At 51.2% G+C, this 12,659-nt stretch carries 13 protein-coding genes; 7 read left to right on the plus strand and 6 right to left on the minus strand.

The genetic code is table 11. The annotated features are described in order from the left end of the window. Positions 1 to 17: 17 nt before the first annotated feature. The 3 genes from ABU190_RS05490 (at position 18) to pdeR (ending at position 5,551) form a co-directional block, all read left to right on the plus strand. Positions 18 to 1,175, plus strand: coding sequence for a CMD domain-containing protein (locus ABU190_RS05490; RefSeq protein WP_354690657.1), 1,158 nt, complete (start codon positions 18 to 20; stop codon positions 1,173 to 1,175). Positions 1,176 to 1,314: 139 nt separating this feature from the next. Next, positions 1,315 to 3,249 carry an exoribonuclease II gene (locus ABU190_RS05495; protein ID WP_354690658.1) on the plus strand — a complete coding sequence of 645 codons (1,935 nt, stop codon included), beginning with the start codon at positions 1,315 to 1,317 and terminating at the stop codon, positions 3,247 to 3,249. 310 nt (positions 3,250 to 3,559) lie between these two features. After that, complete coding sequence (gene pdeR, locus ABU190_RS05500; protein ID WP_039076942.1) at positions 3,560 to 5,551, plus strand: cyclic di-GMP phosphodiesterase; 1,992 nt, start codon at positions 3,560 to 3,562, stop codon at positions 5,549 to 5,551. Here the strand turns inward: pdeR and ABU190_RS05505 are convergent. Then, a complete protein-coding gene (locus ABU190_RS05505; RefSeq protein WP_354690659.1) occupies positions 5,548 to 6,417 on the minus strand; it encodes a crotonase/enoyl-CoA hydratase family protein in 870 nt (289 codons plus the stop codon). The genes pdeR and ABU190_RS05505 overlap by 4 nt on opposite strands. Positions 6,418 to 6,611: 194 nt before the next feature. Here ABU190_RS05505 and ABU190_RS05510 point away from each other — a divergent pair, with 194 nt between their 5' ends. The 3 genes from ABU190_RS05510 to osmB all read left to right on the plus strand — a co-directional run bounded on the left by ABU190_RS05510 (position 6,612) and on the right by osmB (position 8,119). Continuing rightward, complete coding sequence (locus ABU190_RS05510; RefSeq protein ID WP_047370475.1) at positions 6,612 to 6,794, plus strand: hypothetical protein; 183 nt, start codon at positions 6,612 to 6,614, stop codon at positions 6,792 to 6,794. Positions 6,795 to 6,883: 89 nt separating this feature from the next. Further along, positions 6,884 to 7,642: a DNA-binding transcriptional regulator YciT gene (locus ABU190_RS05515; protein WP_354690660.1), complete on the plus strand. Its 759-nt coding sequence runs from the start codon at positions 6,884 to 6,886 to the stop codon at positions 7,640 to 7,642. A gap of 258 nt (positions 7,643 to 7,900) precedes the next feature. Further along, entirely contained in the window at positions 7,901 to 8,119 is a 219-nt protein-coding gene (gene osmB, locus ABU190_RS05520) for an osmotically-inducible lipoprotein OsmB (RefSeq protein ID WP_039076988.1), read from the plus strand. Between the two features lie 112 nt (positions 8,120 to 8,231). On the opposite strand, the gene yciH is transcribed toward osmB, so the two are convergent. The 5 genes from yciH to pgpB form a co-directional block, all read right to left on the minus strand. Beyond that, complete coding sequence (gene yciH, locus ABU190_RS05525) at positions 8,232 to 8,558, minus strand: stress response translation initiation inhibitor YciH (RefSeq protein ID WP_354690661.1); 327 nt, start codon at positions 8,556 to 8,558, stop codon at positions 8,232 to 8,234. Continuing rightward, positions 8,558 to 9,295 carry an orotidine-5'-phosphate decarboxylase gene (pyrF, locus tag ABU190_RS05530; RefSeq protein ID WP_354690662.1) on the minus strand — a complete coding sequence of 246 codons (738 nt, stop codon included), beginning with the start codon at positions 9,293 to 9,295 and terminating at the stop codon, positions 8,558 to 8,560. The genes yciH and pyrF overlap by 1 nt, the downstream gene beginning before the upstream one ends. 187 nt (positions 9,296 to 9,482) lie before the next feature. Then, positions 9,483 to 10,652, minus strand: coding sequence for a lipopolysaccharide assembly protein LapB (lapB, locus tag ABU190_RS05535; RefSeq protein WP_271851178.1), 1,170 nt, complete (start codon positions 10,650 to 10,652; stop codon positions 9,483 to 9,485). Positions 10,653 to 10,658: 6 nt separating this feature from the next. After that, a complete protein-coding gene (locus ABU190_RS05540) occupies positions 10,659 to 10,967 on the minus strand; it encodes a LapA family protein (RefSeq protein WP_354690663.1) in 309 nt (102 codons plus the stop codon). Between the two features lie 141 nt (positions 10,968 to 11,108). Further along, positions 11,109 to 11,873: a phosphatidylglycerophosphatase B gene (pgpB, locus tag ABU190_RS05545; RefSeq protein WP_354690664.1), complete on the minus strand. Its 765-nt coding sequence runs from the start codon at positions 11,871 to 11,873 to the stop codon at positions 11,109 to 11,111. A gap of 187 nt (positions 11,874 to 12,060) precedes the next feature. Between pgpB and ribA the strand changes: the two genes are divergently transcribed. Further along, complete coding sequence (ribA, locus tag ABU190_RS05550; RefSeq protein ID WP_354690665.1) at positions 12,061 to 12,651, plus strand: GTP cyclohydrolase II; 591 nt, start codon at positions 12,061 to 12,063, stop codon at positions 12,649 to 12,651. Positions 12,652 to 12,659 lie beyond the last annotated feature (8 nt).

The following is a 12,659-nucleotide window of genomic DNA, read 5'->3' on the forward strand; positions in this document are numbered from 1 at the left end:
TAGACCAAGGAACGACCATGGAACAACGCCGTGTTTCCGGCAAAAGCCACTGGTATCATGAAACCCAGTCGAGCGCCCGTCAGGCTCAGGCGCTACCCTTAGTTCCCGAAGCAGCCACTGTTGACGACCCGTTTCTGTTAAACCTCACCCTGCCAGATTCGTTAATTCAGGCGTGCAACAGTTGGCTGACGCCAGCACGAACACTGTACAAATTCCTGTTTCCCCAGCGCGTGACGGTCAATCGCCTGCACACATTCAACACCTATGACCGCCTGAGTACTGCGCTGACTGTCGCTCAGGTATATGGCGTGCAACGCCTGTGTAATCACTATGCCGCACGTCTGGCCCCTCTTCCTGGCCCGGACTCTTCACGTGAGAGCAATCGGCGTCTGGCGCAAATCACGCAATATGCCCGCCAGCTCGCACTGTCACCTGGCGTTATTAACGCACGTGCCCGACAGCAGCTTGATGAAGTGGGGTTAACAGAATACGACATTATTCTGATGGGCCAGGTTATCGGTTTTATTGGTTTTCAGGCGCGCGCCATCGCCACTTTTCAGGCGCTACAAGGACAGCCTGTGCGCTGGATCCCCGGCATGGAAATGCAGCAAGAGGCCGAACACGCCTTGTTTGACGCAACGCAAGCACAGTGGACGCCAGGCATTGCGCCAGTGGATTTACGCACCGCCAGTGCACGTCAGATGGAGTCACTTGCTAAATGGCAACCGTTGCCTGCTTTTCAGCTTCTCGCGCCCGTGCTGGCGCATGAGTCCCCCTCACTGGATGCGCTGGGTGAAATTTATAGTGGCGCGCTCCCGACGCTGGTGGACGACAACATCACGCAACTGGTCACTCTCTACACCGCGCGAATTAACGGCAGCGTGAGCTGTTTTAATGAAGCCTGGCAAGGCTGGAACGGTGATGATGACCTTGCCGAAGCAGTGCGTAATGGCGATCGGGTACTCAAACGCCAGGGGCAAACACAAATTAAGGAAGGTGCCATTGCACAAGCTGTCCAGATGTTGACTTGCGCCCCCGATCGTTTCAGCCCGGCGCATTTTGCTCAGTTGAACGAGAATGGCATTAACGAAAAATCAGCCATTGGATTGCTTATCTGGTGTGCGTTATGCGGCTGGTTAAACCGTCTGAAAATTGCCTTCGGTGATATCGCCTGAATCTGGCACCAGCGCCCTTACCCGGCATGTGGCTTTATGCTAAGTCAGGGACGGGCATTTTGCTGAAACAGCGCTTGCTGCAACAGGCAGATTCGCGTAAAACTGTCAGCCGCTCTTTCAGCCACGAAAATACAAAATTATGTTTCAGGACAACCCGCTGCTCGCGCAGCTAAAACAGCAACTTCATTCCCAAACACCCCGTGCGGAAGGTGTCGTTAAAGCCACGGAAAAAGGCTTTGGTTTCCTCGAAGTCGATGCGCAAAAAAGCTACTTTATTCCGCCGCCGCAGATGAAAAAAGTGATGCACGGCGATCGAATTATCGCTGTGATCCACACCGAAAAGGAACGCGAATCCGCTGAACCTGAAGAGCTGGTTGAGCCGTTCCTGAGCCGTTTTGTTGGCCGGGTGCAGAAGAAAGATGATCGTCTTTCTATCGTTCCTGACCATCCGTTAATTAAAGATGTTATCCCCTGCCGCGCTGAGCGTGGCGTGACGCACGATTTCAAAGACGGTGACTGGGCGGTTGCTGAAATGCGCCGTCATCCGCTCAAAGGCGACCGCAGCTTTTATGCTGAGCTGACGCAATTCATCACCTTTGGCGACGACCATTTTGTACCATGGTGGGTCACCCTGGCGCGTCATAATCTTGAAAAAGAAGCACCAAATGGCGTAGCGACCGCAATGCTGGATGAAGGCCTTGAGCGTATCGATTTGACCGCGCTGGATTTTGTTACCATCGATAGTGCCAGCACCGAAGATATGGACGATGCGCTGTATGTTGAAGAGACCGCCGAAGGCAAACTGCAACTGACCGTTGCGATTGCCGACCCAACCGCGTGGATCGCAGAAGGCAGCAAGCTGGATAACATCGCCAAAGTGCGGGCCTTTACCAACTACCTGCCGGGCTTCAACATTCCGATGCTGCCGCGTGAACTGTCTGACGACTTGTGTTCACTGCGCGCTAATGAAGTTCGCCCGGTTCTGGCCTGCCGCATGACGCTGGATGCACAAGGCGCTATCGAAGACAATATCGAATTCTTCGCCGCGACGATTACGTCAAAAGCCAAACTGGTTTATGACGAGGTCTCTGACTGGCTGGAAAACAGCGGTAGCTGGCAGCCACAGAACGACGCCATAGCCGCACAAATTCGTCTGCTGCATCGCGTATGTCAGGCTCGTTCCCAGTGGCGCCAGACACATGCGCTGGTGTTCAAAGACCGTCCTGACTATCGCTTCATTCTTGGCGAAAAAGGCGAAGTACTGGATATCGTTGCCGAGCCGCGTCGAATCGCAAACCGTATTGTTGAAGAGTCAATGATTGCCGCCAATATCTGCGCAGCTCGCGTGCTGCGAGACAAGCTCGGTTTTGGCATTTATAACGTGCATTTGGGCTTCGACCCGGCGAACAGTGAACAGCTTGCCACGCTACTGAAAGGCCACGGAATGCATGTGGATGCGGAAGAAGTGCTGACGCTGGATGGCTTCTGTAAGCTGCGTCGCGAGCTGGACGCACAGCCGTCTGGTTTCCTCGACAGTCGCATTCGCCGTTTCCAGTCCTTTGCGGAAATCAGCATCGATCCAGGTCCACATTTTGGTCTGGGCCTCGAAGCTTACGCCACCTGGACGTCCCCTATTCGTAAGTATGGCGATATGATCAACCATCGCCTGCTGAAAGCGGTGATCAAAGGTGAAACGGCAGAACGCCCACAGGCCGAAGCTACCGTGCAGATGGCTGAGCGTCGTCGTCTTAACCGCATGGCGGAACGCGATGTTGGTGACTGGCTGTATGCCCGTTTCTTGCAGAATAAAGCCGGTACCGAAACCCGATTTAGCGCCGAGATTATCGATATCAGCCGTGGCGGCATGCGTGTTCGTCTGGTGGATAACGGTGCCATTGCGTTTATCCCGGCACCGTTCCTGCATGCAGTACGCGATGAATTAGTATGCAGCCAGGAAACCGGGACCGTGCAAATTAAAGGCGAAACCGTTTATAAAGTGACTGACGTTATTGATGTCACCATTGCGGAAGTTCGTATGGAAACCCGTAGTATTATCGCGCGCCCAGCCGCCTGATAAACCACGTTGTTTTGCTCCCTCTCTCATTCAGAGGGAGCAAAAATTTCTTTGTGAAAGCGATACCACCCTCATTTTTTTTCTAATCCTCACAAAAAGCATTAAAAGCGACCACAATAAAATAACTTTGCACATTTTTGCGGCGCTTTATCCATTTTTTCGCGCCTGCTGTTCTTTTGTCCGGGACTCGTTTTATTATAAGATTGTAAATAAAAACAACACCTTCATCCCTGATTACCCCTTGATTTAACGGGGTTAATCCGTCATTAGATGATTAACCGTTGCGCTTTTTGGTGGGTTGGGAGACAGCATGAGAGACGATCAGGAACAGAATCTACTGTTTCGTTACCTGGGTTCCAGCAGCCCATTCTGGCGATTGACCGCTGACAGCAACGCATTACATTTCGCCCCTGATGAGGATTCTGAGTCAAGTCAGGTGGTGACACTTAATGATGAGCAGGCAACACAGCTACGGCAAATGACCGTTATTACTTCCAGCCTGACCATGCATATATCCTTATTTGGCGATAACGTTCCCGTGCATTTAGTCGGCCGTAAAATCAATAAAACCGAGTGGGCCGGAACCGCATCGGCATGGAATGACACGTCATCCGTGGCACGGGATCTGGTTCAGGGGCTCTCCTTTGCCGAACAGGTTGTTTCCGAAGCCAATTCTGTGATCGTCATCCTCGATCGCCATGGCAATATTCAGCGCTTTAATCGACTTTGTGAAGAATATACGGGTTTAAAAGAGCAAGAGGTTATAGGGCAAAACGTTTTTAAACTCTTTATGAGCCATAACGAAGCCGAAGCCTCTAAACGCAATATCTCTGAATTTTTCCGTAACGGCGCCTCTTACGAAGTCGAACGCTGGATTAAGACGCGAAAGGGGCAACGTCTGTTCTTATTTCGCAATAAATTCGTACACAGTGGCAGCGGAAAAAACGAAATCTTCCTTATTTGTTCCGGCACTGATATTACCGAAGAACGTCGGGCACAAGAGCGTTTACGGGTTTTAGCGAATACCGACACCATTACCGGGTTGCCCAATCGTAATGCTATTCATGAGTTAATCAGCAACGCGATTGATAATCGTGGCGACACACAAATTGGTATCGTTTACCTGGATCTGGATAATTTCAAAAAAGTAAACGATGCCTATGGCCATATGTTCGGCGACCAACTTTTACAGGCCGTGGCCCTGGCGATTTTAAGCTGTCTGGACGAAGGCCAGACCCTGGCTCGCCTGGGAGGTGATGAGTTTATTGTCCTGGCGACAGATTCGTCGCAGAGCGCGCTGGAGGCGATGGCTTCGCGTATTATCACCCGTCTGCGCCAGCCCTTCCGGATTGGCCTAATCGAGATTTACACCGGTTGCTCGTTGGGCATATCCCTCGCCCCACAGCATGGTAACGATCGCGAAAGCATTATTCGCAACGCCGATACCGCGATGTATATCGCCAAAGAAAATGGACGCGGGAAATTTTGTGTTTTCACCCCCGAAATGAACCAGCGGGTTTTCGAGTATTTATGGCTGGATACCAACCTGCGTAAAGCACTCGATAATGACCAACTGGTGATTCACTATCAGCCCAAAGTTACCTGGCGTGGTGAAGTGCGCAGTCTGGAAGCCCTGGTGCGCTGGCAGTCGCCGGAACGTGGGTTAATTCCACCGCAGGATTTTATTGCCTATGCAGAAGAATCAGGGCTGATTGTGCCCCTGGGACGCTGGGTTATGCTCGATGTCGTGCGTCAGGTCGCGAAGTGGCGCGATAAGGGTATCAATTTGCGTGTGGCGGTAAACGTCTCAGCACGGCAGTTAGCAGACCAGTCGATATTCAGCGATTTAAAACAGGCTTTGCATGACCTGAATTTTGAATATTGCCCGATAGACGTTGAACTGACAGAAAGCTGTCTGATTGAAAATGCGGATCTGGCTCTGTCGGTGATTCAGCAGTTCAGTGATTTGGGCTCTCAGGTACATCTCGACGACTTTGGTACCGGTTACTCTTCCCTTTCACAACTGGCGCGTTTTCCTATTGATGCGATAAAACTCGATCAATCATTCGTCAAGGATATCCATAAACAGTCTGTTTCACAGTCACTGGTTCGGGCGATTGTTGCGGTCGCACAGGCGCTGAATTTACAGGTGATTGCCGAAGGGGTTGAAAATGCGAAAGAAGACGCCTTCCTTACTAAGAATGGCGTCAACGAACGGCAGGGATTTTTATTTGCTAAACCCATGCCCGCTGCCGTATTCGAGCGATGGTATAAGCGCTATCAGGCGCGGAAAAAGGGCTAGCTCGCTTTACTTAAACTGGTGGATGAATGCCGGTTCTGCAACTGCACCAGACGTTCCATATAAGCCACGTCTTTCGGTTGCAGGCAGAAAGCAGCATCGACCCAGTCTTCGGTAATGTCCATGAGCTCACTGCGAGGAAGCTGCATTACGCGTTGACGCGCGCGCAACATCGCGCGGACACCATTGAGCCGGGGTTGCAGCGTATCGATAAACGTACGTACAGCCAGATAGCTTTGTCCAGGCTCAAAAAGCTCATCCACCAGCCCCTGCTGCGCATACCACTCCGCAGTATGGGGCTCGCCTTTGTAGATTAATTCCTCCGCCAGTTTCATCCCTGAGCGACGGGCCACCAGCGAATAACCTCCCATGCCCGGGAACAAGTTAAAGGCAATTTCCGGAAATCCGAGGCGAGCATCGCGTTGCGCCAGGACAAAATGGTGCGCCAGCGCCGCTTCAAAGCCGCCGCCTAATGCACTACCTTCGACCATGGCTAGCGAAATCGCGCCAGTATCGAACCCGCGCGACGCTGCATGTACGCAATCGACGCAAGCGCGTGCATAGGCACGCAATGCTTCCCTGCGACCATTTTGAATGCACTCAACAAAGAAGTTCAGATCGCCCCCCACGTTGTACATTCCGGGAACCAGCGAGCCCGTTACCCAGAAATCGACGGCAAATCCCGCTTGTCGGACAAGCCAGGAGATGTTCATGATCTCTTCGATTAACACGTGGTTAAAACAGGGCCGAGGTTGAGCTCGCAACATCATCCATACAGTGCGGCGTTCTTCTTCGTAGTAGCCCGAAAGTTGCGTAAAACGTTCATTATCCGTAAAAAGTTTACACGTAGCCTGGTTGATAACTGTCATAGACTTACTCCTCCGGAAATAAAAGCGCAGTGTGCGCAGAGCAAGACTAATCCAGCAGCAACCTTAGCTGTATGTAACTTAATGAATATATAATTGGTACTTATAATATTTTGAGATTTCGCTTTTCCTCTTCTCTTTTTAAACTGTTTTCTGCATCATTCATTTTGTTAATTTTCAAACATAAAGGTGAAGACATGGCCGACATTGATGTAAAGCAACTGACCGGACGGCTTGATACCGTTCTGGACATTCTGGTTGCGGGCGATTACCAATCCGCCATTCGTAACCTGGAAATTCTGAAAGCTGAATTACAGCACCTTGATAACGCGGATAAATCCGCATCTGCTGGCAACCCTAAAACACCCTGGGAAGTCTGACTGATACCCTCTCGCGATAGCGGACCACAGGAAGATGGCGCCGTTATAGCTTTTTATTAATAGACGTAACGACTCTGAAAGTAGTGGATATGAATTCCCGACAACAATTAATACTGCAGACGGTAATCGATAAGGGACGGATGAGCGTTTCGGATCTGTCAAAAATGACAGGGGTTTCCGAAGTAACCATCCGGCAGGACCTCAATACCCTTGAAAAACAGAGTTACCTGCGTCGCACGCATGGTTTTGCCGTTCCGCTGGATAGCGATGACGTCGAAACGCGCATGATGAATAACTACACTGTAAAACGCGAGCTTGCTGACTACGCCGCGTCACTGGTGGGTGACGGAGAAACGGTATTTATCGAAAACGGTAGCTGCAACGCGCTGCTGGCCCGTCGCCTGGGTGAGCAACGTGGCATCACTATCATTACCGTTAGCAGCTATATCGCACATCTCCTTAAAGATGCCCTGTGTGACGTTATTCTGCTGGGCGGTATTTATCAGAAGAAGAGTGAAAGCGTCGTCGGCCCCCTTACCCGGCAATACGTTCAGCAAGTGCATTTCAGCAAGGCATATATTGGCATTGATGGCTGGTTGCCTGATACCGGTTTTACCGGCAGAGATATGATGCGCTCTGACGTGGTTAACGCGGTGCTGGAAAAAGGCAACGAAGCCATTGTCCTGACCGACAGCTCAAAATTTGGCGCGGTGCATCCATACACGTTGGGCGTGGGCAACTGCTTTAATCGTGTAATCACCGATGCGGGTATCCCCGCAGATGCTCAGCGCCAGTTGCAGGAATCTGGTCTTCTGGTCGATATCGTCAACACAGCCGCTTCGCTTTAATAGAAACAGCCCGCTCAGTCGGGCTATCTCCTTCATATCTGAGACTATTCTGACCCGCCAATTAAGACTATTTACCCTGCCGGTAAAAATGTTCAGACGTAAAATTATATTCAGCGATATAACAGGACGTAACTATCACACGCGTGAATATAGTAACACCTGCGCCACAAGGTTTTACGGAAAGTCTTTAGTACAGGCTAAAGGCACTATACTTAAAGAGAACGCTTTCCGTGAATCAACTATTCAGGAGAAAGTATGATGATGTTAACAAGCAAAAAAATGGCAGCCGCTCTGCTGGCTGTAACCCTGGCAATGTCTCTGAGTGCATGCGGTCACTGGTCTAAACGCGATCGTAATACCGCAATCGGTGCCGGCGCAGGTGCTTTAGGTGGTGCTGTCTTAACCGATGGTAGCACGCTGGGTACACTGGGTGGCGCGGCGGTTGGTGGTATCATCGGTCACCAGGTTGGTAAATAATTCGCTTCATCACGGCATCTAAAACAGAATAAAGATACTTTCTTTCAGGTCTGAATAAGCAGTATTAAAAAGGCCGCGATGAAAATCGCGGCCTTTTTCTTTGGCAGAAATCTTAGCCGCCTGCCAGTTTAACTTTCATCCCTTTCGCTTCCAGTAATGATTTAAGCAAATCACGCTTATCACCCTGAATTTCAATAACGCCATCTTTCACTGAACCACCGCAGCCACATTTCTTTTTGAGCTCAGCGGCTAAAGTTGCAAGCGCGGCGTCATCACCTTCAACACCAGTGATCAGGCATACCCCTTTCCCTTTACGGCCACTGGTCTGACGCTGTATACGCACAACACCATCGCCTTTCGGGCGCTCAACGGGCGCTTTTTCTTCATTGATTCGCCCGGTTCCGGTGGAATAGACCAGACGACTATTGTTATCGCTCATTACGCCCCCAGGCCAAGAGATGCGTTAATATCGCGCAGGGTCTGCGCAGGATCAGCAGACTGCGTGACCGGGCGACCAATCACCATATAATCTACACCGGCTGCCAGTGCCTGCTCCGGGGTCATAATGCGACGCTGATCGCCCACCTCACTGCCCTGCGGACGAATGCCCGGCGTCACCAGTTTGAATTGTTGACCAAAAGCCGCTTTAAAGCGCACCGCTTCTTGCGCTGAGCAGACGACACCGTCCAGACCACATTGCTGAGTCAGGCCCGCCAGACGTTCTGCGTATTCAGCAGGGGTAGCGGTAATACCTAATCCTTGCAGATCGCTGGCTTCCATACTGGTGAGTACCGTTACTGCAATAAGAAGTGGCGCATCGTTACCGAAAGGGATAAGCGCCTCTTTGGCGGCAGTCATCATTCGTGCACCGCCAGAAGCATGTATGTTCACCATCCACACGCCTAAATCTGCCGCTGCTTTTACCGCGTGCGCTGCCGTGTTTGGGATGTCATGAAACTTCAAGTCCAAAAACACGTCAAAACCGCGTTGTTGCAGGTCGCGAACCAGTTGCGGGCCAAACAGCGTGAACATCTCTTTGCCGACTTTCAGCCTGCAGTCACTGGGATCGATGCGGTCGACAAAGGCCAGAGCCTTATCACGATTATCGTAGTCAAGCGCGACCACGATCGGAGAAGACGTTAACGCGCGGGAAATAGATGAAGCAGTAGACGTCATGATGAGACCTTCTTTGATGAGGGCACCCGCTCAGGCGCGAATAATAAACGGCGAGCATTCTACCTGTGCTAAAGCGGAATTGACAGGTTCCATTCACTTACTGCCAGGCGACGAGACTGCGATGCTAAACCAGATGAGTGAAAAACATCATTAGTATGTTGTAACTAAAGTGCGCTTTTTTTTAATACTACTGCCCGTCGAGACCTCGAATAGGCTTAACGGTCGACCAGGCACGGCATGACGGACAATGCCAGTACATCGTAAAGGCGGTAAAACCACATTTATGGCAGCGATAGCGCGGTTTGCTGCGAATTTGCTCGCCTACCATGTCGCGCAGTACCATCAGGCTCTCTTTTGCGCGCCCTTCTTCCGCTTCGTTCAGATGGTAATCCATCAATTTATGGAAAACACGCATCGTTGGGTGGCGCTGCAGTTGACGCGTGACGTACATCTGCGCAGGATCCTGCCCTTCGCGGTTTTCCATAATTTCCGCCAGCATCAATTCCGCTGTTGCGCCGGTGTTCTCTTCGACACAGCGCTGGAGGAACGCGGACCATTCATCCTGTTTGCCCAGATGCTGATAACACACCTGCAGCATTTCCAGCGTTTCGCTGACCAGTTCTTTATCCTGGTCGATGACACGCAGAAGGCTCTCTACCGCTTTGGCGTATTCCCCTTTTGCCATAAACACGCGCCCCATCATGATCGACACGCGCGGGCTATCGCGGTCGGCGGCCGCCCCTTTTTTCAGCAGGGCCATCGCCTTGTCCATATCGTCATTCCCCATTTGCTGTAACGCCAGTTCACAGTAAAAATGGGCAATTTCGCCTCGCTGCTTATCTTTACCAAGTTTAACCAGCCGCTCCGCAACATCAATGGCTTTCTGCCAGTCGCTGGTCGCCTGATAAATTTGCAAGAGCTGCTGGAGCGCGCTGATACGAAAATCTGTCTCATCAACAAGTTGATTAAACATATCTTCCGCACGGTCATACATCCCTGCGGCCATATAGTCACGGCCCAGTTGCTGCACGGCAAGCAATCGCTGGTCATAGGAGAGCGACGCGCTTTCCATCAGGGTCTGGTGAATTCGGATAGCGCGATCGACTTCGCCGCGCGAGCGGAACAGGTTTCCGAGGGTAAGATGGGCTTCGACAGTGCCGGTATCCTCTTTGAGCATGTCGAGGAACAGGTCCACCGCCTTGTCTTGTTGGTTGCTCAGAAGCAGGTTCATCCCGGCTACGTAATCACGCGATAGCCGGTTTGCTTCGTCCTGCTTAGTTTGTTGAGCATTTCTGCGCCCCATGTACCAGCCGTATGCAGCCGCAACAGGTAACAGCAGAAACAACAACTCCAACATATACGATTATTCCTTTACTACCGGCGTACCGGGATTCACAGCAGCCGTGGTAGCAGGCGCGAGTTGATGCTCAAGTCGTTTAATTTTCTGCTCCGCACGCGCCAGAGAAACGCGCACGCGCAGCCAGAACAGACCACAAATCAGCCAACCAATGACAAAACCAGCAGCAAAAAGAACAGCCAGTAATGTTGAAATGCGATATTCGCCCTGGGCGAGCAGATAATTGAAGGTCACCTGCTGATCGTTTTGTGCACCAAGCGTGACCGAAACGACAAAAATCGCCAGCACCAATAAGAAAATGAGTAAATATTTCACATTACTTCCCGTTATGTGGTTATGAGCGAATAAGTTATGTTCAACTGACTGCATCCAGCCTTATAAACTACCATTTTAGCGTCTGGCGGGAAACGGAAATGCGTAACACCTCATACTGATTTAGGGTCTAAATGCAGAATTTCAACTTTCCTGCTCCCTTTCAGCGATTTCCTGCTTCTCTTCGACGGGTGGCGTCAGCGGTCCGCACAGGCGTTGCGCAAGCCAGGTGGCGATTGTCACCAGCATCCAGGAGATGAGTGTCGCGACAACCAGATCGCGAGGCCAGTGCATGCCCAGCAGTAATCGGCTTCCCATGACACTTGTGGCCCACAGCAGTAATACGGCAATGGTCCAGGTACGACGACGAGGCCAAAGCAAACCGACGCCAAGGAGCGCCCAACTGGCAGCAAACATGGTATGGCCTGAGGGGAATGCAAACCCCGTTTCGTTTTGCCAGTGTTTGCGTAAAAACTCAGGAATAGCCGCCTGGTTGATCAACTGTGTTTCCACGAGTTGGCTTCGCGCTTTACGTTTCAGGCTGTAAAACTCATCGGATTGAATATTATGTGTTTTTTCAAGCCAGACCACAAATGGTCTGGGTTCCTGTACCCGCTCTTTCACCCACGATTTCACTCCCTGGCCCACAAGGATCGCACAGCCCAGGATAGCAAACAGCATGAGTGCCGCTTTTAATCGAAAACGCAGGCACCACAAAAACCAGCCGCAGAGAATCACATGGGTGATAATGCCCCAGGGTTGGGTCACGGTCTCCGTCATCCAGTACATTGCGCGCAGCCATCCACTGCTTTCCCCAGGCTGCCAGCGCCAGCCTGATATCCATACAACAACCGGCATAATTAACAGTATTCCCGCACCGACTGTCGTACGCTTTGCAATAGAAAACATCTCTTCTCCTTTGATCTGTAGCTTCACAATCATAACTGATAAATAACATTTTCGGGAAAAGTGCCAGATTTGTGCGTTTTAACAGCAATGCGTCAGGAGGTGGTTAGTGATGTAAAGCGCATTGTGGCAAAATGACGTTATACAAAAGGCCAATCTTCTGACGGCCAGCATAAATCTGGAGAATCACATGCAGCTTAAACGCGTGGCAGAAGCCAAACTGCCAACCCCATGGGGCGATTTCCTGATGGTGGGTTTTGAAGAACTGGCAACCGGGCAGGATCATGTTGCACTTGTCTTTGGGGATATTTCCGGGCAGTTACCGGTTCTGGCACGAGTCCATTCGGAATGCCTGACGGGTGACGCGCTGTTCAGCTTACGCTGCGATTGCGGTTTCCAGCTCGAAGCGGCATTGACGCACATTGCCGAGGAAGGCCGGGGCGTGTTGCTGTACCACCGCCAGGAGGGTCGTAATATTGGTCTGCTCAACAAGATTCGCGCCTATGCGCTGCAGGATCAAGGTTACGACACCGTGGAAGCAAACCATCAGTTAGGATTTGCCGCCGACGAACGCGACTTCACCCTGTGCGCCGATATGTTCAAATTGCTGGGTGTGGATGAAGTACGACTGTTGACCAATAACCCGCTCAAAGTCGAGATCCTCACCGAGGCCGGAATCAATATCGTTGAACGTGTGCCGCTGATTGTCGGGCGTAACCCGAAAAATGCGCACTATCTTGATACCAAAGCCGCGAAGATGGGTCATCTGCTGAGCAAATAACACTGAAT

The sequence above is a fragment of the Phytobacter sp. RSE-02 genome (assembly GCF_040578655.1).
GTDB classification, from domain to species: Bacteria; Pseudomonadota; Gammaproteobacteria; order Enterobacterales; family Enterobacteriaceae; genus Phytobacter; species Phytobacter diazotrophicus.

Excerpts from the sequence above, each read along its gene's own strand:
- ribA (WP_354690665.1), top strand. The coding sequence starts at position 12,061 with ATGCAGCTTAAACGCGTGGCAGAAGCCAAACTGCCAACCCCATGGGGC.
- yciH (WP_354690661.1), bottom strand. The coding sequence starts at position 8,558 with ATGAGCGATAACAATAGTCGTCTGGTCTATTCCACCGGAACCGGGCGA.
- ABU190_RS05505 (WP_354690659.1), bottom strand. The coding sequence starts at position 6,417 with ATGACAGTTATCAACCAGGCTACGTGTAAACTTTTTACGGATAATGAA.
- osmB (WP_039076988.1), top strand. The coding sequence starts at position 7,901 with ATGATGTTAACAAGCAAAAAAATGGCAGCCGCTCTGCTGGCTGTAACC.
- lapB (WP_271851178.1), bottom strand. The coding sequence starts at position 10,652 with ATGTTGGAGTTGTTGTTTCTGCTGTTACCTGTTGCGGCTGCATACGGC.
- pyrF (WP_354690662.1), bottom strand. The coding sequence starts at position 9,295 with ATGACGTCTACTGCTTCATCTATTTCCCGCGCGTTAACGTCTTCTCCG.
- ABU190_RS05515 (WP_354690660.1), top strand. The coding sequence starts at position 6,884 with ATGAATTCCCGACAACAATTAATACTGCAGACGGTAATCGATAAGGGA.
- ABU190_RS05490 (WP_354690657.1), top strand. The coding sequence starts at position 18 with ATGGAACAACGCCGTGTTTCCGGCAAAAGCCACTGGTATCATGAAACC.
- pgpB (WP_354690664.1), bottom strand. The coding sequence starts at position 11,873 with ATGTTTTCTATTGCAAAGCGTACGACAGTCGGTGCGGGAATACTGTTA.
- ABU190_RS05510 (WP_047370475.1), top strand. The coding sequence starts at position 6,612 with ATGGCCGACATTGATGTAAAGCAACTGACCGGACGGCTTGATACCGTT.
- ABU190_RS05495 (WP_354690658.1), top strand. The coding sequence starts at position 1,315 with ATGTTTCAGGACAACCCGCTGCTCGCGCAGCTAAAACAGCAACTTCAT.
- pdeR (WP_039076942.1), top strand. The coding sequence starts at position 3,560 with ATGAGAGACGATCAGGAACAGAATCTACTGTTTCGTTACCTGGGTTCC.